This is a genomic window from Agrobacterium albertimagni AOL15 (genome assembly GCF_000300855.1).
Lineage (GTDB): Bacteria > Pseudomonadota > Alphaproteobacteria > Rhizobiales > Rhizobiaceae > Allorhizobium > Allorhizobium albertimagni.
The window spans coordinates 118302-144195 of sequence record NZ_ALJF01000006.1 but is presented as its reverse complement, the minus strand read 5'-3'; the positions used below and the strand labels follow the sequence as shown (position 1 = coordinate 144195).

General features: G+C 60.6%; 28 protein-coding genes and 1 pseudogene. 18 read left to right on the top strand and 11 right to left on the bottom strand.

Annotated elements, in window-relative coordinates:
• The first annotated feature begins 57 nt into the window (after nucleotides 1–57).
• Nucleotides 58–984 carry a KPN_02809 family neutral zinc metallopeptidase gene (gene ypfJ, locus QWE_RS07720; RefSeq protein WP_006725546.1) on the top strand — a complete coding sequence of 309 codons (927 nt, stop codon included), beginning with the start codon at nucleotides 58–60 and terminating at the stop codon, nucleotides 982–984.
• Between the two features lie 13 nt (nucleotides 985–997).
• Here the strand turns inward: ypfJ and QWE_RS07715 are convergent, their stop codons facing one another.
• Nucleotides 998–1477, bottom strand: a complete 480-nt coding sequence (locus tag QWE_RS07715; protein ID WP_006725545.1) for a DUF2938 domain-containing protein — start codon at nucleotides 1475–1477, stop codon at nucleotides 998–1000.
• A 291-nt stretch (nucleotides 1478–1768) separates the two neighbouring features.
• Here QWE_RS07715 and QWE_RS07710 point away from each other — a divergent pair, with 291 nt between their 5' ends.
• A complete protein-coding gene (locus QWE_RS07710) occupies nucleotides 1769–3181 on the top strand; it encodes an MATE family efflux transporter (protein WP_052018118.1) in 1413 nt (470 codons plus the stop codon).
• Between the two features lie 34 nt (nucleotides 3182–3215).
• Here QWE_RS07710 and carA read toward each other — a convergent pair whose 3' ends face one another.
• On the bottom strand, nucleotides 3216–4421 hold the full coding sequence (carA, locus tag QWE_RS07705) for a glutamine-hydrolyzing carbamoyl-phosphate synthase small subunit (protein WP_006725543.1): 1206 nt from the start codon (nucleotides 4419–4421) through the stop codon (nucleotides 3216–3218).
• Between the two features lie 319 nt (nucleotides 4422–4740).
• Between carA and QWE_RS07700 the strand changes: the two genes are divergently transcribed.
• Entirely contained in the window at nucleotides 4741–5193 is a 453-nt protein-coding gene (locus tag QWE_RS07700; protein ID WP_006725542.1) for a GatB/YqeY domain-containing protein, read from the top strand.
• Nucleotides 5194–5244: 51 nt separating this feature from the next.
• Here QWE_RS07700 and QWE_RS07695 read toward each other — a convergent pair whose 3' ends face one another.
• Entirely contained in the window at nucleotides 5245–5577 is a 333-nt protein-coding gene (locus tag QWE_RS07695) for a BrnA antitoxin family protein (protein WP_006725541.1), read from the bottom strand.
• Entirely contained in the window at nucleotides 5540–5842 is a 303-nt protein-coding gene (locus QWE_RS24655) for a BrnT family toxin (protein ID WP_006725540.1), read from the bottom strand. The genes QWE_RS07695 and QWE_RS24655 overlap by 38 nt, the downstream gene beginning before the upstream one ends.
• A gap of 144 nt (nucleotides 5843–5986) precedes the next feature.
• On the opposite strand from QWE_RS24655, the gene dnaG reads away from it, so the two are divergent.
• From dnaG to rpoD, 3 genes are all read left to right on the top strand, one after another.
• Nucleotides 5987–7984: a DNA primase gene (gene dnaG / locus QWE_RS07690; protein WP_006725539.1), complete on the top strand. Its 1998-nt coding sequence runs from the start codon at nucleotides 5987–5989 to the stop codon at nucleotides 7982–7984.
• A gap of 81 nt (nucleotides 7985–8065) precedes the next feature.
• Nucleotides 8066–9373: an adenylate/guanylate cyclase domain-containing protein gene (locus tag QWE_RS07685; protein ID WP_006725538.1), complete on the top strand. Its 1308-nt coding sequence runs from the start codon at nucleotides 8066–8068 to the stop codon at nucleotides 9371–9373.
• Nucleotides 9374–9756: 383 nt separating this feature from the next.
• On the top strand, nucleotides 9757–11820 hold the full coding sequence (gene rpoD / locus QWE_RS07680) for an RNA polymerase sigma factor RpoD (RefSeq protein WP_006725537.1): 2064 nt from the start codon (nucleotides 9757–9759) through the stop codon (nucleotides 11818–11820).
• Nucleotides 11821–11882: 62 nt separating this feature from the next.
• Here the strand turns inward: rpoD and QWE_RS07675 are convergent, their stop codons facing one another.
• Together QWE_RS07675 and QWE_RS07670 are read right to left on the bottom strand one after the other, a co-directional pair.
• Nucleotides 11883–12305 carry a type II toxin-antitoxin system VapC family toxin gene (locus tag QWE_RS07675; RefSeq protein WP_006725536.1) on the bottom strand — a complete coding sequence of 141 codons (423 nt, stop codon included), beginning with the start codon at nucleotides 12303–12305 and terminating at the stop codon, nucleotides 11883–11885.
• Nucleotides 12305–12538, bottom strand: coding sequence for a type II toxin-antitoxin system Phd/YefM family antitoxin (locus tag QWE_RS07670; protein ID WP_006725535.1), 234 nt, complete (start codon nucleotides 12536–12538; stop codon nucleotides 12305–12307). The genes QWE_RS07675 and QWE_RS07670 overlap by 1 nt, the downstream gene beginning before the upstream one ends.
• A 146-nt stretch (nucleotides 12539–12684) precedes the next feature.
• Between QWE_RS07670 and QWE_RS24360 the strand changes: the two genes are divergently transcribed.
• Entirely contained in the window at nucleotides 12685–13743 is a 1059-nt protein-coding gene (locus QWE_RS24360; RefSeq protein ID WP_006725534.1) for a DUF930 domain-containing protein, read from the top strand.
• Nucleotides 13744–13754: 11 nt separating this feature from the next.
• Here QWE_RS24360 and QWE_RS07660 read toward each other — a convergent pair whose 3' ends face one another.
• Nucleotides 13755–14903, bottom strand: a complete 1149-nt coding sequence (locus QWE_RS07660) for an amidohydrolase (protein WP_006725533.1) — start codon at nucleotides 14901–14903, stop codon at nucleotides 13755–13757.
• A 75-nt stretch (nucleotides 14904–14978) separates the two neighbouring features.
• The gene (locus tag QWE_RS07655; protein ID WP_006725532.1) at nucleotides 14979–15578 is read right to left on the bottom strand and encodes a LysE/ArgO family amino acid transporter; all 600 of its coding nucleotides are present in this window, start codon (nucleotides 15576–15578) and stop codon (nucleotides 14979–14981) included.
• Between the two features lie 87 nt (nucleotides 15579–15665).
• Here QWE_RS07655 and QWE_RS07650 point away from each other — a divergent pair, with 87 nt between their 5' ends.
• Both QWE_RS07650 and QWE_RS07645 read left to right on the top strand, forming a co-directional pair.
• Entirely contained in the window at nucleotides 15666–16568 is a 903-nt protein-coding gene (locus QWE_RS07650; RefSeq protein WP_006725531.1) for a LysR family transcriptional regulator ArgP, read from the top strand.
• A gap of 74 nt (nucleotides 16569–16642) precedes the next feature.
• On the top strand, nucleotides 16643–17023 hold the full coding sequence (locus tag QWE_RS07645; RefSeq protein WP_006725530.1) for a nuclear transport factor 2 family protein: 381 nt from the start codon (nucleotides 16643–16645) through the stop codon (nucleotides 17021–17023).
• Between the two features lie 12 nt (nucleotides 17024–17035).
• Here QWE_RS07645 and QWE_RS07640 read toward each other — a convergent pair whose 3' ends face one another.
• The gene (locus QWE_RS07640) at nucleotides 17036–17497 is read right to left on the bottom strand and encodes a heme-degrading domain-containing protein (RefSeq protein ID WP_006725529.1); all 462 of its coding nucleotides are present in this window, start codon (nucleotides 17495–17497) and stop codon (nucleotides 17036–17038) included.
• Nucleotides 17498–17601: 104 nt separating this feature from the next.
• Here QWE_RS07640 and QWE_RS07635 point away from each other — a divergent pair, with 104 nt between their 5' ends.
• The 6 genes from QWE_RS07635 (at nucleotide 17602) to QWE_RS07610 (ending at nucleotide 21129) form a co-directional block, all read left to right on the top strand.
• A complete protein-coding gene (locus QWE_RS07635; protein ID WP_006725528.1) occupies nucleotides 17602–18018 on the top strand; it encodes a secondary thiamine-phosphate synthase enzyme YjbQ in 417 nt (138 codons plus the stop codon).
• A gap of 153 nt (nucleotides 18019–18171) precedes the next feature.
• Complete coding sequence (locus QWE_RS07630; RefSeq protein WP_006725527.1) at nucleotides 18172–18540, top strand: hypothetical protein; 369 nt, start codon at nucleotides 18172–18174, stop codon at nucleotides 18538–18540.
• A 408-nt stretch (nucleotides 18541–18948) separates the two neighbouring features.
• Nucleotides 18949–19251, top strand: a complete 303-nt coding sequence (locus tag QWE_RS07625; protein ID WP_006725526.1) for a hypothetical protein — start codon at nucleotides 18949–18951, stop codon at nucleotides 19249–19251.
• Between the two features lie 3 nt (nucleotides 19252–19254).
• The gene (locus QWE_RS07620; protein ID WP_100220864.1) at nucleotides 19255–19599 is read left to right on the top strand and encodes an ATPase inhibitor subunit zeta; all 345 of its coding nucleotides are present in this window, start codon (nucleotides 19255–19257) and stop codon (nucleotides 19597–19599) included.
• Between the two features lie 156 nt (nucleotides 19600–19755).
• Complete coding sequence (locus tag QWE_RS07615) at nucleotides 19756–20118, top strand: hypothetical protein (RefSeq protein ID WP_006725524.1); 363 nt, start codon at nucleotides 19756–19758, stop codon at nucleotides 20116–20118.
• 252 nt (nucleotides 20119–20370) lie between these two features.
• The gene (locus QWE_RS07610; protein WP_157790684.1) at nucleotides 20371–21129 is read left to right on the top strand and encodes a hypothetical protein; all 759 of its coding nucleotides are present in this window, start codon (nucleotides 20371–20373) and stop codon (nucleotides 21127–21129) included.
• A 94-nt stretch (nucleotides 21130–21223) separates the two neighbouring features.
• Here the strand turns inward: QWE_RS07610 and QWE_RS07605 are convergent, their stop codons facing one another.
• On the bottom strand, nucleotides 21224–21697 hold the full coding sequence (locus QWE_RS07605; RefSeq protein WP_006725522.1) for a hypothetical protein: 474 nt from the start codon (nucleotides 21695–21697) through the stop codon (nucleotides 21224–21226).
• A gap of 547 nt (nucleotides 21698–22244) precedes the next feature.
• On the bottom strand, nucleotides 22245–22436 hold the full coding sequence (locus tag QWE_RS07600) for a hypothetical protein (protein WP_006725521.1): 192 nt from the start codon (nucleotides 22434–22436) through the stop codon (nucleotides 22245–22247).
• A 512-nt stretch (nucleotides 22437–22948) separates the two neighbouring features.
• Here QWE_RS07600 and QWE_RS07595 point away from each other — a divergent pair.
• The 3 genes and pseudogenes from QWE_RS07595 (at nucleotide 22949) to QWE_RS26030 (ending at nucleotide 25837) form a co-directional block, all read left to right on the top strand.
• Nucleotides 22949–23308: a hypothetical protein gene (locus QWE_RS07595; protein WP_040299731.1), complete on the top strand. Its 360-nt coding sequence runs from the start codon at nucleotides 22949–22951 to the stop codon at nucleotides 23306–23308.
• A 1159-nt stretch (nucleotides 23309–24467) separates the two neighbouring features.
• Complete coding sequence (locus QWE_RS07585) at nucleotides 24468–25040, top strand: site-specific integrase (protein ID WP_202802981.1); 573 nt, start codon at nucleotides 24468–24470, stop codon at nucleotides 25038–25040.
• A gap of 59 nt (nucleotides 25041–25099) precedes the next feature.
• Nucleotides 25100–25837, top strand: a pseudogene (locus tag QWE_RS26030) (IS5 family transposase).
• Nucleotides 25838–25894: the final 57 nt, after the last annotated feature.

The following is a 25894-nucleotide window of genomic DNA, read 5'->3' as shown; positions in this document are numbered from 1 at the left end:
CGTGGAACAGTTCGGCTATCTTCTCATTAAGCTGCGACATCGGAGAGAGGTAGCACCATGGAATGGCGAGGGCGGCGGCAGTCGAACAATGTCGAGGACCGGCGTGGGCAATCCTCCGGTGGCGGCCTAGGACGCAATCCTTTCGGGCGCTCCGGCATTCAAATTCCGATGGGTGGACGGCGCGGCGGCGGCTTGAGCTTCGGCACCATCATTTTCCTTGTCGTCATCTACTTCGTGCTGAAGGCCATGGGCATCGACATGCTGCAGGTTCTGGGCGAAGGCAATGTCGGCGGCGCCGGATCCGGCTACGAGCAGTCGATCGGCCAGCGTCCTTCAGGGCAGTCCAGCGACGACACCACAGCTTTCGTGCGCACGGTTCTGGCCGAGACCGAGACCACCTGGAACACAATCTTTGCGGCTTCCGGCGAAAACTATCGGGAGCCGACCCTTGTTCTGTTTGCCGGTTCGACGTCATCGCCGTGCGGTCAGGCCTCTTCGGCCACGGGGCCCTTCTATTGCCCGGCCGACAGCAAGGTCTATCTCGATACGGAGTTCTTCGACCAGCTCGAGCAGAAGTTCGATGCGGCCGGCGATTTCGCCCAGGCTTACGTGATCGCGCATGAGGTCGGGCATCATGTGCAGAACCTCACCGGTGTTCTGCCGGAGTTCAACCGCCAGCGGCGCTCGATGGGGCAGCGCGAGGCAAACCAGATGTCTGTGCGCGTCGAGCTTCAGGCGGATTGTTATGCCGGGATCTGGGCGAAATCGGCCGACAAGGAGGGCATCCTGTCGGACGGCGATCTCGAGGAGGCATTGAATGCCGCACAGCAGATCGGCGACGATACGCTGCAGAAGCGCAGCCAGGGCTATGTCGTGCCCGACGCCTTCAATCACGGCACGTCTGCGCAGCGGATGAAGTGGTTCAAGCGCGGCTATGACAGCGGCAATGTCGGGTCTTGCGACACCTTCTCCGGCGCGATCTGACGCGCCGGTCCTTTCAGCGGATCACCAATGCGGTCAGCCAGAGGCCGAGACCGAACACTGTATGGGCCAAGAGATTGAGGGTGCGGACCTTGTTCGGGTTCGGGGTCTTTGCGGCGGCCCAGCCGAGCCCAAGGCCTGGCTGCAGCAGGAACCAGCCGGCCGCAACGGTGGCAATCGCCCAGATCAAGGCCGGAAGCAGGGTCGGTTCGGCAAGCCAGCTTGAGCCGAGCGCGAGGACGAGGATGATGCCGTAGACAATGCCGACGGCGTAATGCGCGATCCAGCCAAGTGCCTGTTCGTGGCGGTAGGGGGCAGCATCTGCGATTGTGTGATGAAAAACCGTGCCGGTTTTCAAGTGGTAGAACCAGCGTCCGACGGGAGCCCAGTTGGCCTTGGGCTGGCGGAAGGCGAGCGTCAGAAATATGGCCCAGAGGTCCATGGCAAGCGTTGCGCCGAACCCGATGATGGAGCCGCGCCAGATCAGTTCCCACATGCTTAATCCGCCCCTGTGATTGGAAATAGAGACTTGAACCTATGGGCGGTTTCCGGCCGTGAGAAAGGCCGTTTTGCGCGTCAACGGGCACATCCCCTGTTTTTCGGGAGGAAATCGGTGCTGATCTCATGGTTCAGTCCTGATTTTCATCAATCTTGCTGATGCATGGCGCAATTATTTTGCAGGTTGTCGATTCCGACTTGCTGGATTGCAGGTTGCCGCTTATCCCGTTGCGACATGCCGCTCGCCAGGGACCCTCTGGAAGCGGCTTTTTCCGTTGAGATCATCGCCATGCACATCGACGTCGCTCCGCTTGAAACGCACAGCCATGCACCCGTGGGTGCCGGCAGCTGGACGTCTCATATCCGCGCCACCCTTTCACTCGGGATCCCGCTGATCGGTGCGCAGCTGGCGCAACTCGGCATTCACACGACGGATGTTGTCATCGTCGGTCAGCTTGGGGCGGTGCCGCTTGCAGCCATGGTGCTGGCCGGGCAGTTCTTCTTCACGATCTTCATCTTCGGATCCGGTTTTTCCATGGCTGTCATGCCCATGGTTGCCCAGGCCTATGGACGCGGTGACATCGTCTCCGTTCGGCGCTCCATCCGCATGGGCATGTGGGTCTCAATCCTCTATGTGATCCTGACGATGCCGCTGTTCTTCAATGCGGAGGCAATCCTGCTTGCCTTGGGGCAAAAGCCCGAGGTGGCAGCACTTGCGGCAAACTATGTCTTCATCATCCAGCTCGGCCTGCTTCCGGCACTGCTCTTTGCCGTCTTGCGTGCGCTGGTCAGTGCGACGGGACGGGCCCGGATCGTGCTGTGGGTGACGCTCGGCATCCTGATCCTCAATGCGATCCTCGCCTATGCGCTGGTGCTCGGGCACTTCGGACTGCCGGCGCTCGGCATGACAGGAGCGGCGATCGTTGCCGTGATCGTGCAGTGGGTGAGCTTCGTCGCCATGGTGATCTACATCCAGACCCGCGACGAGACGAAGCGCTACGAGCTCTTCGTGCGCTTCTGGCGGCCCGACTGGCAGGCATTTCGCGAAGTGCTGCATCTGGGGATGCCGATCAGCGTCACAGTACTTGCCGAAGTCAGCCTGTTCAGCGCTGCCTCGCTGCTGATGGGGCGGATCGGCACGATCGAACTCGCCGCCCATGGTATCGCGCTGCAGCTCGCATCGATTGCCTTCATGCTGCCGCTCGGTTTGGCCCAAGCCGCAACCGTGCGGGTCGGCCTCGCTCATGGACGCGGCAATTATCCGGAGCTGGTGCGGGCATCGATCACGGTCCTTGGCATTGCCGGTCTCATGTCCCTGTCGGGCGCAATCCTGTTCCTGCTCGTGCCGAACCAATTGTCTGCCGCCTTCATTAACGAGAATGCCCCGGCCGCTGCCGAAGTGCTGGCCTATGCGGGGCCGCTCGTCATGGTGGCCGGGCTCTTCCAGCTGGTCGACGGGCTGCAGGCGATCGCGGCGGGCCTCCTGCGCGGACTGAAGGATGCGCGGGTGCCGATGATCCTCGCGCTCGTCTCCTATTGGCCGATCGGCTTCTTCCTCGCCTGGCTTATGGCCTTCCCGCTGGGGATCGGTGGCATCGGCATCTGGTACGGCTTCTGCCTTGGGCTTGCCAGCGCTGCCTTCATGCTCAGCCTGCGGTTCTACCTGAAGGTCCGTGGGGAAATGCAAACGGCCCGGGGGTAAACCGGGCCGTTGTCTTCAAACAGTCAGAAATCGCTCAGCGCTCAGCGAGTGCCGGTTCGCCCTTCGTTTCACGCACCATGTTGATGAAGCGGCGGAAGAGATAGTGGCTGTCCTGCGGGCCGGGGGAGGCTTCCGGGTGGTGCTGGACGGAGAAGACCGGCTTGGCCTTGAGGCGCAGGCCGCAATTGGTGCCGTCGAACAGCGAAATATGAGTCTCTTCAACGCTTTCCGGCAGTGACTTAGAGTCGACTGCGAAGCCGTGGTTCATCGAGACGATCTCGACCTTGCCGGTGGTGAAGTCCTTGACCGGATGGTTGGCGCCATGGTGGCCCTGGTGCATCTTCTCGGTTGTGCCGCCAAGCGCGAGGCCGAGCATCTGGTGGCCGAGGCAGATGCCAAAGACCGGCTTGTCCGTTTTGATCAGGTTCTGGATGACAGGAACTGCGTATTCGCCGGTTGCTGCCGGATCTCCCGGACCATTCGACAGGAAGACGCCGTCCGGGTTGAGCGCCATGATATCCTCGGCCGAGGTGGTGGCGGGAACGACGGTCACCTTGCAATCGAGGCCGGCAAAGAGGCGCAGGATATTGCGCTTCACGCCGAAGTCGACGCAAACGATGTGGTATTTGGCGTCGTCCGCACCGAGTGTCGTGTGGCCTTCGGTCCAGGACCAGGCCTTCTCGTTCCAGACGGAAGACTGGCCCGAGGTCGCGACCTTGGCGAGGTCGAGGCCTTCGAGACCGCTCCAGGCCTTGGCTTCGGCCTTCAGCGCTTCGATGTCGAAAACGCCATTCGGATCATGGGCGATGACCGCATTTGGCGCACCGTTTTCGCGGATCCAGGCGGTGAGCGCGCGGGTGTCGATGCCCGAGAGGCCAATGATGCCGCGGCTCTTCAGCCAGGCGTCGAGATGGCTTGCGGCACGATAATTTGAAGGCTCCGTGATGTCGGCCTTGAAGATCGTGCCGACCGCGCCGTGGCGGGCTGCCGGCGTCAGGTCTTCGATGTCTTCGTCATTGGTGCCGACATTGCCGATATGCGGGAAGGTAAAGGTGACGATCTGGCCGAGATAGGAGGGATCGGTCAGGATTTCCTCGTATCCGGTCAGGGCCGTGTTGAAGCAGACCTCGGCCTGGACCTTGCCGGTCGCGCCGATTCCGTGGCCTTCGATGACGGTGCCGTCGGCGAGAACGAGGAGGGCGGTCGGCTTGCGGGTCGTCCAGGGGGCTGTCGCGGTCATGGTCGTTCCTTGTTCGCCCGCGTGCCTGCCCCTTGTCGGAGCGGTTTCGCAGGACCATTTATGTTGCAGATCGAGGGCGCGCGAAGTCGCGCGTTTTCGGCCCTGATGACAATTTGCGTGCAGGTGCCGAGCAATAGACGCATCGTGGGGAGAGGTCAATTCCGGAGTCGTTGCCGGGGCGGATTTCTCCCAAGCCATTTCAAGGCTTTGCTCAATTCGTTTGCGCCGCAGCAAATGTCTGGCTATGAGAACCACTCAACGAACACGGAAAAGCCACAATCGCCAAGGGCGAAGCGGCTGCTCCCCGGAGAAGAAAAAAATGTTACGCGACACGCTCGCCAACTCGCTGAAAGAAGCTTTGAAGGCCAAGGATGTCCGCAGGACCTCGACCGTGCGCCTGATCCAGACCGCGATCAAGGACCGCGACATCGCCCATCGCGGTGCCGGTAAGGATCCGGTCAGCGACGACGAGATCATGCAGATCCTGATGAAGATGATCAAGCAGCGGGACGAATCCGCCAAGATCTATGCCGAAAACGATCGGCCGGAACTTGCCGCGCAGGAGCGCGAGGAAATCGTCATCATCAAGTCCTTCATGCCCGAGCAGCTCTCGGAAGAGAAGGTGCGCGAGCTCTGCGCTGCGGTGATCAACGAAACCGGCGCCCAAGGGCTGCGCGACATGGGCAAGTGCATCAGTGCTCTGAAGGAACGCTATGCCGGCCAGATGGATTTCGGCAAGGCTTCGGGCGTGGTCAAGGACCTCTTGAAGTAAGAGGCCTGATCCTAAGATGTTCGACGCCGCCTCCGGGCGGCGTCTTTCGTTTCAGGGTTTCGAGCGCTTCTGCTCGTCGACGAAATGGCGCAGGACCGCGTTGATGCGGGTCTGATAGCCCTTTCCGGTCGCCTGGAAGAAATCGATGATGTCGGGATCGAGGCGGATCGAGATCGCCTTCTTCTTGTCGGGGATGACCATCCTGGCCTTGGACCAGTCGATGTCCATGAAATCCTTCCAATCGGGATCGTCGCGCATGGCCCGCTCGATGTCCTCGTCGGTCATGGCATCGACGCGCGCCCAGTCGGTCTGGCTTTTTTCACCGCGCGCCCGCTTTTCCAAAATCTCAGCTATGGTAGTGCGCGTGATATTCTCTTCGCTCATTTCTTCTCGCAACGCGGGCGGATATGATCCGACAGACGTTTCCTCTCATGGTGTAGACGGCGGTAATCAACCGGCCGCTTTCCGGGCATGTCGCAAGAACCCGCAACTCACCGTTGGCTATGGTCTGGGTCTCAAGACGAGGTCCAGCTAGCGCTAAGACAACGTCATCGAAGTCAATCCCATGCTTGTGGCGATTGCTGATCCGCTTCGCCTCGTCCCACTCGAAGGCCCATTCTTCCTGCGGAATGTCGTCCAGGCTTCGCATGGCGGCTCTCGGGTGCTCGTCCTGTGAGTGTATATACAAACGTCTTGATGTACAAGCGCTGTGAATAACGGGCACTGCGTGCGAAAGCCTTGGCGCTGCGCCGCCGCGGCGCCTATATGGAGGATCAGCTTCCCAGGGATACAGATGCGTTTTTCCAGCGACTTCCTCGACGAGATCCGTGACCGCGTGCCGATTTCGGCCGTGGTGGGCCGCCGCGTGACCTGGGATCGCAAGAAGACCAATGTGTCGCGGCAGGACTACTGGGCCTGCTGCCCCTTCCATGGCGAGAAGAGCCCGAGCTTTCATTGCGAGGATCGCAAGGGGCGATATCATTGCTTCGGCTGTGGCGTTTCTGGCGACCATTTCCGTTTTCTGACTGATCTCGAGGGGCTGAGCTTCGTCGAAGCCGTGCAGCAGGTCGCCGATATGGCCGGGATTGCCATGCCGCAGCCCGATCCGCAGGCGGAGCGGCGCGAGCGGGAGCGCACGACGCTGCAGGACGTCATGGAGATGGCGACGCAGTTCTTCCAGGATCAGTTGCAGACAGCGAGCGGGGCGCGGGCGAGAGCCTATCTGCGCGAGCGTGGCCTTTCCGGCCGGACGATCGAGACGTTCAGGCTCGGCTATGCGCCGGAAAGCCGCAATGCGCTGAAAGAGTATCTGGCCTCCAAAGGGGTGCCGAAGGAGCAGATCGAGGCCTGCGGGCTTGTCGTGCATGGCCCGGATATCCCGGTCTCCTATGATCGCTTCCGCGATCGTATCATGTTCCCGATCCTGTCCTCGCGTGAGAAAGTCATCGCCTTTGGCGGTCGCGCGATGGCCGCAGATGCGATGGCGAAGTATCTCAATTCCAACGAGACCGAGCTCTTTCACAAGGGCAATGTTCTCTACAATTTCTCCCGCGCTCGCCGGGCGATGCAAGGGGCTGACGGCGCCGATACCCTGATTGCGGTCGAAGGCTACATGGACGTGATCGCGCTCTACCAGGCCGGGATCGAGAATGCTGTCGCGCCGCTCGGCACGGCGCTCACCGAAAACCAGTTGCAGCTGATGTGGAAGACCACGCCGGTGCCGGTGCTTTGCTTCGATGGCGACGGCGCGGGCCAGCGGGCAGCGTTCCGCGCCGTCGATCTGGCCCTGCCGCATATCAAGCCTGGCCAGTCGCTCCGGTTTGCCATGCTGCCTGACGGCAAGGACCCTGATGATCTCGTCAAGCGCGACGGGCGCCAGCCTTTCGACCGTGTCCTCTCGGAAGCGCGACCGCTCGCCGAGATGGTCTGGGTGCGCGAAACGCAGGCCGGCGGGTTCGATACGCCGGAAAAGCGCGCCGAACTCGAAGCGAAGCTCAAGCAGGTCGTCAACGTCATTGCCGACGAGAACGTGCGGCGCCACTATCAGCAGGATGTGCGTGACCGTCTCTATGCCTTCTTCCAGGGCAGCCAGCCGGGCCGCGGAGAGCGTGGGAATTTCCAGGGCGGCGGGCGCGGGCAAGGGCAGGGTGGCCGCAATAGCGGCGGACGTCCGCCCGGTCCCGTTGCCTCGAGCCGCGGCACGATTTCGGACCGGTTGGCGCGGTCAGGCCTCGTGCGCGGCGCGCTTGATCAGCCGACGCTGAGGGAAAGCGTGCTGGCGCTGACCATCGTCAACCATCCGCAACTTCTCGAGGGCGAATACGACGAGGTGGCGGCGATCGATTACGAGCATGCGGGATTGCAAAAGCTGTGGTCGTCGCTGCTGACGGCCGTCGCGGAAGCCGGCCCGACACTCAGCCGTGAGATCCTGATCCAGAAGCTGGAGGCCCACGGCCACGGCACGCTGCTGCGTGGTCTCGACCAGCAGATCCGCAATGCGCGGCTCTGGATCGCCACGGAAATTGCCGCAGCCGAAGATGCCCGTGAGGGCTATCGACAGGCGCTCGCGCTCTACAAGAGGGCAAGGGCCTTGAAGCGTCAGCGTATGGAGTTGGAGCGGGAGATTGCCGAGGCGACCGAAACTGACGACGGCGCACGCATCGAGCAGGTGATCAGCGCCCTGCATGAGGTTCAGAACGAAGTGACGCGCATGGAAAACCAGGAAGCGATCATCGATGGCTTCGGCGTGATGTCCGGGCGCGTCAAGGGGCCGGCCACCGGACACGGCTGATGTAATCGTTTGCATAAACCTGTTGCACTGCGGCGGCAAATGGGGGATTCAGGTCCTGTTCCATTGTTACCGGAAACAAGAGTGGCGCAGGACGAGTTCGATTTCATAGCCCGTAACGGGCGCAAGCTCCGCTCGTTCTGGCGTCTGCCGAATGCCGTCTGGTGGGTGGCAAGGATCGGAACCGCCGGTTATCCGCCGCGTATTCGCCGCAGGCTCGCGGTTACCAACATCATCGCAGCGATGGTCAGCCTGATGACCATTCCCTATGTGCTGCTTTATGTGGCCTATGACTGGTATGGTCTGCTGCCGGCGATCATCGCCTTCTCTCCACAGGTGATCTTCTACGCGCTGACACCCTATTTTCACCGCTACGGACCGATTTCCGGCGCGCTCTATCTCTGTACGATCTGGCTGATCTTCGGCATCGGTTACTGCATGTTCTTCGGTCGGGACTCGGGGCTTCATTTCTATTTCCTGCCCGGGGCGGCGGCCTCCATGCTCGTTTTCGGGGCCGAGCGGCTATTGCTTTCGGCCTTTGTCACCATTGTCGGACTGGCTGCCTTTCTTGCGACCGAGATCCTCTTCGTCGCGCCGCTTGATTTCATCCGGGTGGAGCCGATTTTTCTCAATACGCTTTACTATCTGACGGTACCCTTCGCCTTCCTGCTGATCTTCACCACCTCCTTCTTTGCCTTCAAGGAGGCCGCCCAGGCCGAGATGGCGCTGGAATCGGAGCATGAGTTCTCGGAGCGGCTGCTGCAGAACATCCTACCGCAGGCGGTGGCGAGTCGGCTTCGCGATCACAAGACGCAAGTCGTTGCCGATCACATCCCGTCCGCCACTATTCTGTTCGCCGATATCGTCGACTTCACGCCGCGAGCGGCACGCTGGGAGCCGCAACAGGTCATCGCCTTCCTCGGGCGTGTATTTTCGCAATTCGATGCGATTGCCAGCGCACACGGCCTTGAGAAGATCAAGACGATCGGGGATGCCTACATGGTGGCCGGCGGTCTTCCCGAACCGAAACCGGATCACGAGACAGCAGTTGCTATGATGGCGCTCGATATCATCGCATGTTGCCGCAGGATTTCGGAGCAGGTGGGCGAGGTGGTCGAGGTTCGCATTGGCCTCGACACCGGGCCGGTGGTGGCCGGCGTGATCGGCCCCAACAAGCTGCTTTACGATGTCTGGGGCGATACGGTGAATACGGCGGCGCATATGGAGTCCCATGGCATTGCCGGTCGCATTCAGGTTGCCGACTGCCTGAAGCAGAGATTGGAGAGCTGCTTCGATTTCGAGTTGCGTGGTGAGATCGAGGTGAAGGGCAAGGGGTCGATGCGCGTCTGGTTCTTGACGGGTGTCAAGAGCGAGTCTCTCACCGCAGCATGACTCGGCCCTTGCGGGTTTTACCTCTTGTTTCTCTGGCCCGATGTCCTACATCTGCGAAGATCGGTGATAAAGACGCCGTTGAACGGCTTGTTTTGTTGATTTTCCCTGTCCAGCCTTCAGAAAGGCTTGACGCCAGGAAAAATTGTGGGAATCACCAATCCAAGCACACAAGGGTGAAGTGGGTTCGGACGGATCTCTGGTATGATGACCGGTCATGCAGACAAACAAGTTTTTGGCGCTGCGACCGCAATGCCCATAGTTAAGCAGGAATTAAGCAACACTCCGTTAGGTCAGTGACAGCTATCCGCCCGGGTGAGTGGTTCGTCTCCCATTCCTCCGGCGGCAAGGCGCATGATCAGACGTCAGGGAAAGCGACAAGATAAATGGCATCGAAAGTCAAAGAAAACGAAGAAGCCGAAGGCGAACGCGACGGCGCGACGGACGGCCCGCTTCTCGATCTTTCCGATGACGCGGTCAAAAAGATGATCAAGGCCGCGAAAAAACGCGGCTATGTCACCATGGATGAACTGAACTCGGTTCTGCCGTCGGAGGAAGTGACCTCCGAGCAGATCGAAGACACCATGGCCATGCTTTCCGACATGGGTATCAACGTCATCGAAGACGAAGACGTGGATGAAGCCCAAGGCGGGGAAGACGACGCCGAGGAAGAAGGCGAGAGCGAAGGCGGCGAACTGGCGCCGACGGCCGGCACGGCTGTCGCGACCGCCAAGAAGAAAGAACCGACCGACCGCACCGACGATCCGGTGCGCATGTATCTGCGCGAAATGGGCTCCGTCGAGCTTCTGTCGCGCGAAGGCGAAATCGCGATCGCGAAGCGCATCGAGGCTGGCCGCGAGACGATGATCTCCGGCCTCTGTGAGAGCCCGCTGACCTTCCAGGCGCTGATCATCTGGCGCGACGAACTCAACGAAGGCACGACGCTTTTGCGCGAGATCATCGATCTCGAAACCACCTATTCCGGTCCGGAAGCCAAGGCTGCTCCGCAGTTCCAGAGCCCGGAAAAGATCGAAGCCGATCGCAAGGCTGCCGAAGAGAAGGAAAAGGAGCGCGCCAAGCGCCGTCCACAGGCCGCTTCCGGTGACGACGACGACATCACCGCCATCGGCGGCGAAGGCATGCCGCCGGAAGAAGAGGAAGAGGATGAGGACGAATCGAACCTGTCGCTGGCTGCGATGGAATCTGAATTGCGTCCTCAGGTCATGGAGACCCTCGACCTCATCGCCGACACCTACAAGAAGCTGCGCAAGCTGCAGGACCAGCAGGTGGAGGCACGTCTTGCCTGTGCCGGCACGCTGTCGTCAGGCCAGGAGCGTCGCTACAAGGAACTGAAGGATCAGCTGGTCACGGCGGTCAAGTCGCTGTCGCTCAACCAGAACCGCATCGACAGCCTTGTCGAGCAGCTCTACGACATTTCCAAGCGCCTGATGCAGAACGAGGGCCGCCTGCTGCGTCTCGCCGAAAGCTACGGCGTCAAGCGTGACTCCTTCCTCGAACAGTATCAGGGTGCCGAACTCGATCCGAACTGGATGAAGTCGATCGCCAATCTTTCGGCGCGTGGATGGAAGGATTTCGCCCGCGAGGAAAACCAGACGATCCGCGATATCCGCGGCGAGATCCAGAACCTCGCAACCGAAACCGGCATCTCGATCGCCGAATTCCGCCGCATCGTATCGATGGTCCAGAAGGGCGAGCGCGAAGCGCGTATCGCCAAGAAGGAAATGGTCGAGGCAAACCTGCGCCTCGTCATCTCGATCGCCAAGAAGTACACGAACCGCGGCCTGCAGTTCCTCGACCTCATTCAGGAAGGCAATATCGGCCTGATGAAGGCGGTCGATAAGTTCGAATATCGTCGCGGCTACAAGTTCTCGACCTATGCGACCTGGTGGATTCGTCAGGCGATCACCCGCTCGATCGCCGACCAGGCCCGCACGATCCGTATTCCGGTGCATATGATCGAGACGATCAACAAGATCGTCCGTACCTCGCGCCAGATGCTGCACGAAATCGGTCGAGAGCCTACGCCGGAAGAACTGGCCGAAAAGCTTGCCATGCCGCTCGAAAAGGTCCGCAAGGTCCTGAAGATCGCCAAGGAGCCGATCTCGCTCGAAACACCCGTGGGTGACGAAGAGGATTCGCATCTCGGCGACTTCATTGAGGACAAGAACGCGCTTCTGCCGATCGACGCCGCCATCCAGGCGAACCTGCGCGAAACAACCACCCGCGTTCTCGCCTCGTTGACCCCGCGCGAGGAGCGCGTCCTGCGCATGCGCTTCGGCATCGGCATGAACACAGACCACACGCTCGAAGAAGTCGGCCAGCAGTTCTCGGTTACCCGCGAACGTATCCGTCAGATCGAAGCCAAGGCACTGCGCAAGCTGAAGCATCCGAGCCGGTCGAGGAAGCTCAGAAGCTTCCTGGACAGCTGAGCTGGACATGAATGTTTGACATTAGGACCCGTCGGAGCGATCCGGCGGGTTTTGTGTTTGTGTCAGATCGCAATGACTGGATGGGCAATCGTGCTGCAAGCTGTGGCCATGATCTTGTCGAGCGTGGCCACCTTAAGACCATTGCTGACAGCGATGGCGATGTGGAGACTGTCGCCGGCCCGCAGGCCCAACTCGGTCCGATCGCAGAGTCGGGCGGCAGCATGATACTCGGAGGGTGTCACTTGCAGAGTTACCAGCGAACGGGTGACCAGTTGATTGAAGGCGGCAAGAGCTTGTGCCTTCTGCTTCATGTCGATTTGCCCCGTGCGCTGTTTGAGCGACAGGGCTGACGAGAATTCCGTCATGGTCCGACCGCTTACATGGAGTGAACCTGGTTCCTGATTCCGCAGCCACGCATACACACGGTCCGCTGCTGGCTCGTTCGCTAGGAGCGCGACGAGGACAGAGGTGTCGACATACGCCATCAGTAGCGGTCTTCGTCGCGCAGACGGCGGATGCCGCTATCGTCGGTCTGCGGCATCTCCCTGATCACACTCTCGAGCCAGACGAAATCGATCGCTTCGCGAGCCTGATCGGCAGGCAAGATACGCGCAACCGGCTTCCCATTACGCTCGATCTCGATCGTCTCGCCCTGTTCGGCTTTTGCGATGAGGTCGCTCAGACGCTCTTTAGCGGTCGCAATGCTTACGGTTGTCATGCAGGCCGCGCCTAAGCACGGGTTACTGGAACTATCGTCATGATAATCCTATCTGCAGACAGAGAAAAGAATTGGCGTCGCTAAGTTCTGCATGGGGATTGAATTAAGCCTCCCTTTTTGCCGCAATCGTCGCTATGGATCGGATCATGAAGGACACCAAGACGACAGGCTGGCGGCGCTTCGGGGGAGGGCTGACCCTTTCTCTGCTGCTGCACGGGCTTGCAGTGGCCGTCTTTCTATTGAGTTTCGATACTCCGATCGAGCTTCCGCCGGAGGAGCAGGCCGTCGAGGTAACGCTGGTTGCGCCGCCGCCTGAACCGGAGCCTGAGGTCGAGCCGGAGCCTGCGCCAGAGCCAGAGCCTGAGGCGTCGGAGCCTCCGCCCGAAGAAACCGCAGAGGCCGAGCCGCCAGCACCCGCGCCCGAGCCGCTGGCACCGGAACCGGTCGCGGAAGCCGAACCCGAAGTGCAGCCGGAACCCGTCGAGCAACCACCGGTGCCCGAACCAGAGCTGCCCGACGCAGCATCTGCTCCCATTCCCGTGCTGCGGCCGGTCGTGCGCTTCGGTGAAAGAGACAGCGGGCCGGAGCTTTCTCGCGGGACAGAGGCCGAGGTCGAGACCGCCGAGGAGGCTCAGACGCAGGAAGAGGCGGATGAAGTTGCCGATGCCGCACCGACACTGGCACAGCCCGAGATCACGCTGCCCGAAGCTCCGCCACTCGACGGAGTGCTGCCGGAGGCTGCCGCGGAGACCAATGAGGGGGAAGGCGAGGCGGAGGCCTCTGCTCAGGAGGAGCCGACGGACCCCGCCGTGGTTGCGGCCATCTCCGAAGCGCGACTTGAACCGCGTGAGGTGACGGAACTCTTCTCCTCGGCCATTTCAGGGGACCGGGCCGCAATGACGGCCATGGCCGGGCTGACGCGTCAGGAGCGCGGAGACCAGCTGTGCGGGACCGAACTCAGCCAGCAGCTTCGCAATGGGACGCCGGCCTATGTGCCCTATTTCCTGCCGATTCTGCGCCTCCGAGAGGGCAATGTTGTCGACGTGCCGCTTGCAGCCTTCCGCGACGTCAACGGGTCGTGGATCAACATTGCCGTGCGCTGCGAGGTTAACGACGACGCGACCGAGGTCGTGCGTTTCTCGCTGTCGGTCGGCAAGTCGGTTCCGCGCTCGGAATGGGCGGAGCGCGGTTTTCCGGACAGCTGAGGCGGACGTGGTTACCCAAGCGCCTTGCGGATGACCGCCATGAAGATGCGGGCGCCGATTGCGGTCAGGTCATCCGGGTAGTCATAGTCGGGATTGTGCAGGGCAGAGTGGTTCTCGCCCGCACCCAGAAAGAACATCGCCGACGGGCAGACGGTGCGCAGACGGCCGAAATCTTCCGATGCCCGCATGGGCAAGTTGCCTTCATCGAAGCGGATCCCTTCCGACTGCAGTGCCGCTTCCAGATGATCGACGGCTTCCGGTGCATTTTCGCAATGGAAGAAGATGTCGTGATAGCTTATGTCATGCTGCAGTCCGGCGGCCTGACAAGCCTCCGTCACGAGTGTCTGGGCTCGCTCGCAGAGATCCGCCATTCGGTCGTCGACCAGGGTTCTCAACGTCACCCAGATTTCCGCATCACCCGGGGCAATCCCGAAGGCCTGTTCGCCAAGCGTAGCGTGGGTGACGGTGGCCAGCGTGAAATCCGTCGATGGCGGTGCGCCATGGGAGAGAGCCGTCAGCTCCGGCATCAAACGCGACATCGCGGCCATGGGGGAGATGCCGGTTTCCGGCTGGGAAGCGTGGGCGGTCTTGCCCGAAAGCCTGATCTTCATGCCGCGCGACGCGCAGTTCACCGGGCCGCTCTTCAGCGCCACGGTGCCGAAGGCAAGACCCGGCATGTTGTGAAGCGAATAGGCGAAATCGGGCCGGATTTCCTCGAAACGCGGATCGGCGAGCACGGCTGCTGCCCCACTCCCGTCTTCTTCCGCCGGTTGCCAGAGGAGCACCACGCGTCCCTTGCCGATGGGTTGCCGGGACAGGCCCCGGGCCAGCGCCAAAAGGATGGTCGAGTGACCGTCATGGCCGCAGAGGTGGCCCTTGCCTGGAATGGTTGAACGATGATCGGCTGCGGATTTCTCCTCGATTGGCAAGGCATCGAGTTCGGCGCGGATGAGAAGTGTGGGGCCGGTCAGCCCGCTGTCGAAGACGGCCGCAACGCCATGGCCGCCGAGATCCGTCACGATCCTGGAAGGCGCGAGTCGTTGCAAGGCTTCAACCACGCGGCGGGCGGTTTCCTGCTCTTCGCCGGATACTTCCGGATGGCGATGTAGTTCGTGCCGAAAAGCCTGAAGCTCGATCACATCGCGGTTGGTCAGAAACATTGGTCCCTCCTCATGACATCCCGCGTCAGGTCTATACCATCGCTGGTCGTCGCCCAAGGCGAAGCGGGCTCAACATCACAGGATCAGCTTGATCGCGATGGCTGCCATGACGAGGGCGATCAGGCTATCAAGAATACGCCAGGCGACGGGTCTCGCGAACAAGGGGGCAAGCAGGCGCGCGCCATAACCCAGGCTGAAGAAGAAGGCGAAGGATGCGGTCATCGCACCCAGCGCAAAGGCAGTCTCCTGTCCGGCATAGCGGGTCGATATCGAACCCAGCAGCACGACCGTGTCGAGATAGACATGCGGGTTGAGCCAGGTGAAGGCAAGGCAGGTGAAAAAGGCGGCCTTGAGGCTCGTCGCAGTGATTTCGCCCGCCCGCAGGCTTGCACCCCCGTTCCATGCTGAATGGGCACTGCGTAGCGCATAGACGGTGAGGAAAGCGGCCCCGCCATAGCGCATCACCGGTTCCAGCCAGTCGAGGCGTGACAGAACCGTTGCAAAACCCGCGACACCCAAAGCAATCAGGATCGCATCGGAAATCGCGCAGGTGAGCACCAGTGGCAGGACATGCTCGCGCCGCAGACCCTGACGCAAGATGAAAGCATTCTGCGCGCCGATCGCGACAATGAGGCTGAGACCGAGCAGGAAACCGGCGGTGGCGGCAGTGAACATGGCGAACTCCGTTGACTTGCCGCTTTGACTAGTTGCTGCAGTCGAATTAGACCAGCTAATAAATCTAATGCATGATAAGGATTGCTGATGTTTGATCCCGCTCAGCTTGCTGCACTGTCTGCCGTCCTTCGGGCGGGCAGTTTCGAGCGGGCGGCCCAGATGCTGCATGTGACCCAATCGGCAATTTCCCAGCGTCTGCGGCAGCTCGAGGAGCAGGTGGGCACATCGCTCGTCATCCGTTCGCAGCCATGCCGGGCGACCGAGGCCGGCGAACGCCTGTTTCGTCATGCCGAAGAGGTGCGTCTCCTGGAACAGGGTGTGCGCCGCGATCTCGGGCTTAAGACGCAAACCGCTGGCGATGCCGACGGGTGGCCGACCTTGCGGCTTGCCGTCAATGCCGACAGCCTGGCGACCTGGTTCGTGGCTGCCATGCAGGATATTGAAGGCGTCTTGTTCGATCTCGTCATCGACGATCAGGATCACAGTGCCGACTGGTTGAAGCGCGGCGAGGTGCGGGCTGCGATCAGTGGCTCGGCCAAACCGGTCCAGGGCTGCGATTGCCGACCGCTCGGAACGCTGCGCTATCTGGCAACAGCAAGCCCTCGGTTCATGGCGCAATGGTTCGAGGCGGACGGAGTGACCGCGGCCAGCCTCGGCCGTGCTCCCGTCATCACCTTCAATGCCAAGGACCGGCTGCAGGCGCGCTGGGCGGAGGAAGCGCTCGGTATCACGGCAACTGGTCCCTCGCATTGGCTGCCCTCGAGCCATGCCTTTGTCGATGCTGCCATTGCGGGACTCGGCTGGGGCATGAACCCCGAACCGCTTGCGGGTGAGGCTCTCGCCGATGGGCGGCTTCGGGAAGTTGTGCCGGGAAAGCCGCTCGACGTGCCGCTCTACTGGCATGTCAGCCGCTCCGTGGCCGGCGCGATGAAACCGGTCACCGATGCCGTGATCCGCGCTTCCGCCCGTGTCCTGCGTCCCATTCCCTGACGGCGGGCAGGCTGCGGCTGCATCTTGCTTCCGGCGCTGACAGGCCTATCTTCACTCAGAAGAAGGAGAGGCCCATGTCCCTGAAAGAACAGACACTTGCCGTCATCGACGCCCTTAATCGTCATGACTTCGATACGCTTCTTCCAATGTTCGAGGAGGAGGCGGTGCTGGACCTGCCGGATGGGATCCGGGTGATCGGCCATGCCTCCTTCCGGGACACGCTGGCGGCCTATGTTCTGCGCCATGGCATCACACTGTCGGATCATGTCGTGATGACGGACGCTGCGGGCTTTCGCGTTGCGGTGGAATGCACGCTGAACGGGTCGGACCGACGCGACGCCGATGGCGGCACAGACGTCGAAGAGGGGCCTTATGCCCTGCCAGCCGTCCTCGTGCTCGAGCGCGAAACCGATCTCTTCCTGAGGCTCAGCCTCTATGCGGGAACGCGCCCCTGAGAGAGGCGCTTTTCAGCCGGAGCCGAGATAGGCTTCCAGCACGGTCACGATCATTGCATGGTCTTCTTCCGACTTCAGGCCGGATACGGTGATTGCGGCGACGACGCCGGTGCCTTCCACCCGGACCGGAAAGCTGCCGCCGTGATCGGCATAGTCCATGGGATCGAGGCCAATCTCCGCTGACACACTGCGGCCACGGGCGCGGTTGAGCTCGCCGACCCGGAGCGATGCCTTGTGCATGCGCAGCGTCACATTGCTCTTTCGACGCGCCCAGTGGTCATTGTCGGGGGAGGCGCCGGGCAGGGCGGCGTGAAACAGCGTGCGGTCGGAGGTGCGGATGTCGATGACCACCGGCGCCTTCTGCGATAGGGCGAGATCTATGAGCCGCTGGCCTATATCGAGCGCCGCGCTTTCGTCGAAGCTCTTGAAAACGAGCAGGCTTTCCTGTCTCTCGATGGTTTCGATCAGGCTCATGATGGGCGGTCCTCCGTTTGTCGGCGCGAGACTACTAGGGGTGGTCCGGATAGGCTAGGGGTGCGGCCCGGTTCTCCCCGCCGAAGCATGAAGGGATGTTTGAAATGGCAATGCAGCGACTGACGATCGCCACCCGCGGACAGGGTCTTTACGAGTTCACGGATGGCGCCCGCAGATTTCTTTCGGAGAGCAGCGCCGACGAGGGTGTCCTGACGATCTTCGTCCGTCACACCTCCTGTTCGCTTCTGATCCAGGAAAACGCCGATCCCTCGGTTCAGGTCGATCTCAAGGCCTTTTTTCGCCGCCTGGTGCCGCCGACGACGGATCCGGCGATGAACTACATCACCCATCGCGACGAGGGGCCGGATGACATGCCGGCGCATATCAAGGCAGCGCTTCTGCCGGTGTCGCTTTCCGTCCCCTTTTCCGAGGGGCGCCTGTTGCTCGGAACATGGCAGGGCATCTATCTTTTCGAACACCGCGACAGCCCGCATCGCCGGGAGGTCGTCCTGCATGTCTGAGGGGCCGCGGTGCTTCTGCCTGGCAAGGTGAACCGTGCCTGAATGACGGATTCGGACTGCGTTCAGTGAGGCGCATCTACTCTCTCCTCAATCGCTCGTAACGGCGGGATGGAAACGACGGCGCCGGGGCGCGCCATTTCTAGGAGAGAGAAAATGATCGGCATGCTTCGCAAAATCGGTCTCGCAGCCATCGTCTCGGTCATCGCGACCACTGGCCTCGCCAGCACGGCTTCGGCCGACAGCTTCGGCTGGGGCGTCTATATCGAAGGTCCCCGCCATGGCGGCCCTGGCTGGGATCGTCCGGGTCATCGCCCGGGCTGGGATCGTCCTGGTTGGGATCGACCGCGCGGCGGCGAATGCCGTCCGAATCAGGCCGTCGAAAAGGCGCGCTGGAACGGGTTGCGCCGTGCCTTCGTCGCCGATGTGACGCCGCGGCGCGTGGTCGTCGCCGGTGTTCGCCACGGCGGTCGCGACCGCATGGTCTTTGCCAATGTCCGCGGCTGCCCGGTCATTCGCCACTGACGCCATGGCTGCGGAGCCGATCGGCTTTCGCCCGAAGGCGTGAGCCTTGATTGCCCGCCGCCCGGGCCATGCAACAAGGGGCCAGACAAGACCCCCGCTGCATGGCCCGACTTTTTCATATCGGCCTTTGCCGATGCCTTGAAGGCGCCCGAATCGATTGCCATATCAGCGTCAACCCGCTGGTCCGGGCCCCTCTGGCAAGAGCCTCCGGCGCTCTTGTGATGTCGGACCGTTTCGACACCGCTGCCGGTCCAAGGACCAGTCCATGAGATACCACCACTCCATCCTGATTTCACCGGGCCGTTTCCCGGCCCATGACGGCGTACATCCGCGCCCCGGCATGCCGAAGCCGCGTATTGCTCTGCCGGGCCCTCTTGCCCAGTCGCCTGCAAGGGCGGAGACGATGCGATGATCGGCGAATGGATCGCAGCGCTCTTTGCTGCCTTCGTCGTCGATCCTGTCGAGGCGGATATTCGCCAGAGGCTGGAGGCCATGCAGGCACCCGTACAGGTCGTCGCCCAGGTGGGGACCTGTCTTCGCACAACCGGGCCCATGCTCGTCGATCGTGCGAGCGGGGATCTCTGGTGGGCCGCCACGACGGCGATGTCTGTTGCGACAGGGCTGACAAGCCCGGCGGAACTGCTCGATGCCGACAACCCGGCTTGTGCGCCCATCGCCGGCTATCTCATCTCCGCGGAAGCGGATGCCTGATTCATGACCGAGGAGGAACTTCAACCCATGCCGCTTACCATTGTCAAAACCGCTGCCCAATCCGCTCACCCGCATGAGGAAGACGGGCTCGGCAGCATCCGCGCCCGCCGCAACCTGCTCGCCGGCTACTGGGCAGGGTCGCTGATCGGTTTTACCGGCGATGACCTCGGGCGCTACGCGCGCGATCTGCACGCGGTCGATCATGTGGTGACCGGCGACAGCGACGTGATCGCGCGGCTGTCGCGGGATCTGGCGACCGCCGGGCACTCGCTGAGCAAGACCGATATCGAGGCCGCACTGCGCCGCTTCCACGCCCAGGCGCTGAAGGACACCGGCTGCACCGAATAAATAGCCGGTTCGAAGCCTGCCCAGATGGGCAATCGCGTGGCGCCGTTCACGCGTCGTTCGGTGATTGCCCGATCTGACGTTGTTTCCGGCGCAAGACACGCTACACTCCCCCTGTCACCATCAACGCGCTCGGGGAGGAGCACTGTTATGAGACGTATGTGGCCGGAGGAATTCAGTTCACTTCTCGATGGTGCGGAGGAGGTCACGCTGACCAGTCCGGCCCGAACCCGTGAGGATGGTGCGCACAGTGAAGCGATCCGTCGCCAGGCACTCAAGGTGCGCCTGACGCAGGCCGACTTCGAACGCATCTGGCCACTGGCCGAAGCACGCTACCGCCTGCAGGGCCAATATGCCGGCAAGGCGATCACGCTGATCGTCAACAATCCCCATTACAGCCAATGGCACCCCGCCGACGGCGGCTCGGTCGAAAGCGTCTCCGACGCAGGCCGTCCCTACTCGATACAGTATGTGGTGGTGCATTTCCTGCTCGACGATGTTCGCGAGACGGCGGACGCCTGACGATTCCCGTCGCTAGACGGATCGTCTGGTAGGCCGGGCTACAATTTCTAACGGCTGCCGACCTTGCGCGGTCGGCAGCCCCAGCTGGGTGCCATTCGCCGATACATTTGCGGTGTCCAGCAACAGCATGAGGCTTGCCTCGGCCGCATGCGGCGTTGCCGCTTCCGTTTGCTCGTTAACGTTAAATTATGCATCTCTAAAAAGATCTTGCGCATAGATGCATTTGTGACTAACAGACCGTTAAAGGCGCGGATGGCTGCTGCCGCATTCTCAGAGGTTCCCCTTATGTATGGTAATAAAGCGTTGTTCGCTGCTGCGGCAGTGACGGTTCTCTTCGGCTTGAATTCGGAAGCAGTGGCTAAGCAGACACGCGCTCAATTGGTTTCCATGGCGAATAGTGCCTGCGAAGCAGCACTCATGTCTGGTGACCTTGCGGCGCTGGAAAAGGTCCGGAAAGAATACAAATCGGTCGTTACCGCCTGTTCTGCGCGCGCATCCACAGCCGCAGCACCCGCTTCTCGTACTGGTTCTTCCGAAGGCGGCGCTCGCAGCGAAAGGTCCTTCGTCGAGGCTGTCTTTGGTGGCTTTGGTGGAGGTGCCGCGGTCAACTCTGGCAGCGGTGCGGGTGCCACGGAGGTCGCTGACAATTCTAACGGCGGTCAGGCAAGCGAGGGCAGCACCGGCGGCCCAAGTGATGGTGACGCTGGCGCAGGCACAGGCACCGGTGGCAGCACCGACGGCGATGGCAATGCCGGCAGCGGCAACCGCGGTAACGGCGGCGGCAATGGCGGTGGGAATGGGACTGCGAATGAAGGCCGTGCCGCCAACAGTGACGACGCCACTAGCGGTGGCAATCGGGGTGTCGGTGGTGGCAACGGTGGCGGTAATGGAGTTGCCAGCGAAGGTCAGGCCGACAAGAGTGAGTCCAACGACAACGGCAATAACAACAGCGGTAACAACGGCAAGAGCGAGAATGCCGGTGGAAACGGGAACGGACCTAAAAAGGACTGATATCAGTCTTTGAGTTTCGAGCTGTTGGGCCGGGGAACGAGTACCCCGGCCTTTTTTCGAACTCATGTCGCGGGACCCGCTTTGGCATGTTCGTTCAGAAACTTGCCTGCTGCGTCATGTTGGTGCGGCCTTCGCAAGGCTTGATGTACTGACTCGCATAGGAGTAAGGCATGACCTTCAGCTTGGAACTGAGGCCGCCATTGGCTTCCAGCCACTTATGCACCCATTTCGGGTATTTCTTCATCATGAAGTTCGCTGCAACCTGGTTGCCACGCCGATCGCTGCCGAACGGCAGGTGGAACCCGAACTTGGCTGCAGTGGTAATGCATGTCTGGGCTTTGTTGAGCCCGAGGTAGATGGTGCAGGCGGAATCACAGCGCCCAGCGAACTTTACCAGGCGCCGAGACTTTTCCATTTTCAGCATATCGATCGCATAGTCGATCACGTAGCCGCCACGGTCGTAACGGATCACATGTTCATTGCCCGTGCGTGGCACCGCATTGGCGTTGAAAGCGGACAGAGAGAGAGCGACCGCGGTCAGTGTCAGGCTGAATTTCGAAATGGTCATAGGTGCCTCCGTTGAAGACACTTTGGACACAGAGCGCTGAACTTCGGGTCAAACCGACAGTTACAATTTTAGACAATGCTCAGTTTTGCCGCTGATGGGAGGCTATCTGCAAGTTGGCCCGTAGCGAGGTGCTGACTGCGTGCAGTCGGAACGGGCAATCGGGTTTTGGCGAGCCCGGAGGTTTAGCCATTGTGATTGTAAAACAAGGGGTTGCGTTGGCTAACCCTTTCGAGCGGGGGTATTACATTCATTGATGAATTCGCTCGATTGGCTAACTCGTTCCTGCGTTTGTCGCTATCTACTTCGCTGATTTCGCAGCCCCGGAGCGCCGCCTTGAAGGGGAGGGCCAGCACACTTTTTCGTGGTAAAATCAATAGATCGGAGGGCATCATACGGTGTGTCCGGGTCCCGGTGTTTGATAGGAGCCGGCGTATGCTCGAGGCGATCCCATTGCGCTTTTGAGAGCTTGCCTCTCTTGGTGTGCTCGCTTTGCATCTTGTTGAGCTTCCGCCTCAGTTTCTTCGCGGCTTTTGTCATCACTGTCATCTCAGTTGTTAGGTTCGATGCCGCTGCAGATACGAGCGGTGAAATGCGCCCACATCCGTTCCTCGCTGTTCTCAAGTCTGTGCTGTGCCAACTCTGAAAAGCAGCTTTCGAAGTCGTTCTTTTTCAGGAGGATGGCGCTGCTCAACAGTGCAAAGCCGATAAGGATAGCAAACGCTGTCGGTTGGATTTGCAAGCTTCATCTCCAAAATGTGACTTAGGTGGCCGCAATAATTCGAGTGCTATCGCGTCAGCCGCTTTTATCCGCCTCGGAACTGGGCTGTCATCGCTACCGAAACCTATCCCACTCCAGTTATCAAGGGGGCAACCCTGCTTGCGACCTGCATTAGCGGGAAGTAACGCCATCGCTGGCATGCTTGCTTCTCGCCTTGACCAAGTCTTGCCGGCGGCTCTCGCGTTGCACCCATTCTACGTGAGGCGCCTGATCCCTGTGCTAGAGCGGGGGGGCATCATCGTGGGTGGTAGAAGGCACCATGCAGTGAGCGTGGAAAATCGGCACTGCTGACCTGGAGAATACCCGGTTGTCAGCATGCTGGTCGCTGCAGTGGCCCCCTTATGCAACATGAAATGGGTAGCGGCGACATTTGTGAATTCGTGCCTTTTCTGAGAGAAAAACACGCAAAATCAATGACATAACTTCATCAATGTGGGAACCTTTTTATAGTCGTTTTTTTCAAGGGCTATGAAATGCAACTGTTCACGAACTTCTCCCGACTACCCTCCATCCGAAACCTGTCACTCCTCCCCGATAACTGGCTCGCCACGTCCACCTTGCAGAAGGCCATCCGGCGCGGGGAGATTGAAACAGCGCTACTGGCGGCAGCATATCTGATCGAGAAACAGCCAGCCCGTTTCTGGCGGCGGCTGGTGGTGATCACTCTTGAGGATGTCGGCATCGCGGACCTGCGACTTGTTGGAGAGGTGTTGCTTGCCTTCGGGCGGCTATCTTGGCGGGCGGAACATGGCGGAGAGGGGCACTGGCTGCTGATCTGGTCAGTCGCCTCTGCGGTGCTGAGAAGATCAGGGACGCCTGCGACGCGCTGGTAGTCGCCGACCTGCACCCCCGACCTTGCTCGACAGCGGTCCGGGTTCTTGAACTTATCAGCATATCACCTGTGTGAAGTTCTGGCGATCAGGAGCGGTCGATTGGTGAGCGGGTTCTTGCGGCCTGGATGATCACCGGAACCAAGCGCTTTCCGGCTTATGGGCTCCCAGAGCGTGATGGTTCATTCGCTGAGCTGCTCACTGTCTACGACGCTATTGGAGTTCCGCCTGAGGTTCTTAAGGTCGCCCGCTACGATTCGACCCGCACGAATGAGGGACACCCTCTTACTGTCCCGCTCATCTGGCTGCTGTCGAACCAGGAGGGAAGCGTTGCCCGACTGGAGACCGCCAATCTGCCGAAGACGCGCTTGATTGGCGGGTGGCCTGAGTATGCATTCGACATGCACACCCGCGCTGGCAAGATCGCCCTACGGCTATTCAGCTATCGTTGCGCCGAGCTTCAAAAGCTGCTCATGGCAAACCTGCCGGCGGAGCAGTGGCAGCATTTCATGGGCTCACTGGTTTTCCGAGTTGAAGGCGAGCTCGTGGACCGTCGTCAGGTGTTTTCCGCCACAGAGGCCGTCAGACGAGATGCTGAGGCCGCCCACCCTTCAAATCAGGGTTTTCCCGCACCCCTCGCCACGAGGCGCCGGGGGCATTCAGAGCCACGCAGACCTCCTCCATTCTGTCGAGTTGAGGCCCTTCGGAGCTGAGAGCGGCAGATTTCCAGCAACGAAAAGAAAATCGACTTTGCGATAAAAATTTTAGCGTGATCTTCAATGTAAAGTTAAAACTCAGGGTGGTATAATTAGTGTAATCAATTGCATCAAGGTCCCGCGCTATGTTAAAATACTTGGTGAAATCGAATGCATTAACCCTGCCGATTTTTTGCTGCACCTCAGCCGTCCAAACGCTCGTCGCTCATTTGATTTCCGATGCGACCCGGCGGGCAATAAGAAATGACCTGTAGCACTTCCGGAACCACGGTGGGTTATTGCCTGCTACTCCCGAGATCGTCGCCAGCTACATCGCTTGGATGGCGGAGCACGGTTATGCCGTCGCAACTGTCTCGCGCCACATCGCTAGCATCTCGAAAGCTCACCGATCTCTTGGCGAACAGAACCCCTGCCGATCCGAGCTTGTGCAGCAGGCGCTACGCGGCATGAAGCGTATCAAGGGAATGGCTCAACGCGAGGCGAAGCCACTTCTGAAAGAAGACCTTTTCTCAACCCTGGAAATGACCGGACATCGGATGAAAGACAGGCGCGACCGAGCGTTGTTGCTGTTGGGCTTCGCAGGCGGGTTCCGCCGCTCAGAGTTGGTCGGGCTCAACGTGGAGGATGTCGCTTTCGACAGAAAAGGAGTGATCGTCACCATCCGAAGAACGAAGACCGACCAGGAGGGGAAAGGGCGCAAGCTCGGCATTCCATTCGGTCGGGCGCGCTGGTGCCCAGTCAAGGCGCTTGAGGAATGGCTAGAGGCAGCCGAAATCCCCTCAGGGCCAATCTTCCGACCGGTCAGCCGACATTCGCAGGTAGGCATGTCGCGACTGACCGGAGAAGCCTTGTCGATTGTCGTGAAAGAGTGGGTGGCGAAGATCGGACAGACCGCCGAACTCTTCTCCGGCGATTCATGGCGGGCTGGATTTGGCCACACGTCTGACGCGATGCTATCTCGATATATCCAGGCAGGCGGAAATGTTCGACGGGAATGCGGCGAACCCAGGCCCTGTTGACAAAGTGGATTCCCAAATCAGCCGAAGCATGATTCAAGACTGCCATTTAGGAGGCGGTTTTGGCCCGCGGCGACCTGACGGATATGGAATGGCGGATTCATCGAGGGACTGTTGCCCACCGAACACGGCAGGAAGTCCCGACCCTCGCACGATAATCGACGATACCTGAATGGCATGCTGCATGTTCTTCGGGTCGGATGCCCTTGGCGCGACATGCATGAGCGCTACGGGAAGCGGAATTCTGTCTATGTGCGCTTCCGCTGTGGGGCCGAACAAGGTGTTTGGGACACTCTGCTTGAGACCCTCGTTGAATTGGGGCTGACGGATGACTGGCAGCACATAATCGACAGCACCACGGTTCGCGGCCATTCTCAGGCTGCGGGCTCTATAGGGGTGCTTATCAGGGGGCTTTTGGTCGATCACGCGGCGGCTTTACGACGAAAATCCACGCCAGAGCAGACGGTCAAGGGCGCCCTCTTGGCTTCGTCCTGACAGGCCGCGAGGCTTCGGACTACAATGCCGTTCCGGACCTGCTGGCGATACCAGTCGGCAAACCGAGACTGTTTTTTGCCGACAGAGGATATGACTGCAATTAACTGCGCGAGGAACTCCTGATCCATGGGATCAGGCCGGTCATTCCACCGAAGGATGGCAACCGCATCGACCGGATGTTCAGCCGCCTCAAGCAGTTTCGTCGCGTTGCGACCCAATACGACAAGACACGAAAATCCTTCTCAGCATTTCGCGCCCTGGCCGCTGCAAAGACATGGTTGCCATACTTTGTCAACAGGACTTAGTGGGGCAAGTAGTCAAACAGGAGCTGTAACCCAACTTGGCGCTCTGTCTATGCATAA

Bases quoted from the DNA above. Each gene is read 5' to 3' on its own strand.
- carA (WP_006725543.1), bottom strand. From the start codon at position 4,421: ATGACCGCGACAGCCCCCTGGACGACCCGCAAGCCGACCGCCCTCCTC.
- QWE_RS07645 (WP_006725530.1), top strand. From the start codon at position 16,643: ATGTCCCTGAAAGAACAGACACTTGCCGTCATCGACGCCCTTAATCGT.
- QWE_RS07655 (WP_006725532.1), bottom strand. From the start codon at position 15,578: ATGTTCACTGCCGCCACCGCCGGTTTCCTGCTCGGTCTCAGCCTCATT.
- QWE_RS24360 (WP_006725534.1), top strand. From the start codon at position 12,685: ATGAAGGACACCAAGACGACAGGCTGGCGGCGCTTCGGGGGAGGGCTG.
- QWE_RS07610 (WP_157790684.1), top strand. From the start codon at position 20,371: ATGGCTGCTGCCGCATTCTCAGAGGTTCCCCTTATGTATGGTAATAAA.
- QWE_RS07630 (WP_006725527.1), top strand. From the start codon at position 18,172: ATGATCGGCATGCTTCGCAAAATCGGTCTCGCAGCCATCGTCTCGGTC.
- QWE_RS07585 (WP_202802981.1), top strand. From the start codon at position 24,468: ATGAAGCGTATCAAGGGAATGGCTCAACGCGAGGCGAAGCCACTTCTG.
- QWE_RS07620 (WP_100220864.1), top strand. From the start codon at position 19,255: ATGACCGAGGAGGAACTTCAACCCATGCCGCTTACCATTGTCAAAACC.
- QWE_RS07650 (WP_006725531.1), top strand. From the start codon at position 15,666: ATGTTTGATCCCGCTCAGCTTGCTGCACTGTCTGCCGTCCTTCGGGCG.
- QWE_RS07670 (WP_006725535.1), bottom strand. From the start codon at position 12,538: ATGACAACCGTAAGCATTGCGACCGCTAAAGAGCGTCTGAGCGACCTC.
- QWE_RS07695 (WP_006725541.1), bottom strand. From the start codon at position 5,577: ATGAGCGAAGAGAATATCACGCGCACTACCATAGCTGAGATTTTGGAA.
- QWE_RS07635 (WP_006725528.1), top strand. From the start codon at position 17,602: ATGGCAATGCAGCGACTGACGATCGCCACCCGCGGACAGGGTCTTTAC.
- QWE_RS07710 (WP_052018118.1), top strand. From the start codon at position 1,769: ATGCACATCGACGTCGCTCCGCTTGAAACGCACAGCCATGCACCCGTG.
- QWE_RS07715 (WP_006725545.1), bottom strand. From the start codon at position 1,477: ATGTGGGAACTGATCTGGCGCGGCTCCATCATCGGGTTCGGCGCAACG.
- QWE_RS07675 (WP_006725536.1), bottom strand. From the start codon at position 12,305: ATGGCGTATGTCGACACCTCTGTCCTCGTCGCGCTCCTAGCGAACGAG.
- QWE_RS07625 (WP_006725526.1), top strand. From the start codon at position 18,949: ATGATCGGCGAATGGATCGCAGCGCTCTTTGCTGCCTTCGTCGTCGAT.
- QWE_RS07595 (WP_040299731.1), top strand. From the start codon at position 22,949: ATGCAACTGTTCACGAACTTCTCCCGACTACCCTCCATCCGAAACCTG.
- QWE_RS07700 (WP_006725542.1), top strand. From the start codon at position 4,741: ATGTTACGCGACACGCTCGCCAACTCGCTGAAAGAAGCTTTGAAGGCC.
- QWE_RS07605 (WP_006725522.1), bottom strand. From the start codon at position 21,697: ATGACCATTTCGAAATTCAGCCTGACACTGACCGCGGTCGCTCTCTCT.
- QWE_RS24655 (WP_006725540.1), bottom strand. From the start codon at position 5,842: ATGCGAAGCCTGGACGACATTCCGCAGGAAGAATGGGCCTTCGAGTGG.
- QWE_RS07615 (WP_006725524.1), top strand. From the start codon at position 19,756: ATGTGGCCGGAGGAATTCAGTTCACTTCTCGATGGTGCGGAGGAGGTC.
- rpoD (WP_006725537.1), top strand. From the start codon at position 9,757: ATGGCATCGAAAGTCAAAGAAAACGAAGAAGCCGAAGGCGAACGCGAC.
- QWE_RS07640 (WP_006725529.1), bottom strand. From the start codon at position 17,497: ATGAGCCTGATCGAAACCATCGAGAGACAGGAAAGCCTGCTCGTTTTC.
- dnaG (WP_006725539.1), top strand. From the start codon at position 5,987: ATGCGTTTTTCCAGCGACTTCCTCGACGAGATCCGTGACCGCGTGCCG.
- QWE_RS07660 (WP_006725533.1), bottom strand. From the start codon at position 14,903: ATGTTTCTGACCAACCGCGATGTGATCGAGCTTCAGGCTTTTCGGCAC.
- ypfJ (WP_006725546.1), top strand. From the start codon at position 58: ATGGAATGGCGAGGGCGGCGGCAGTCGAACAATGTCGAGGACCGGCGT.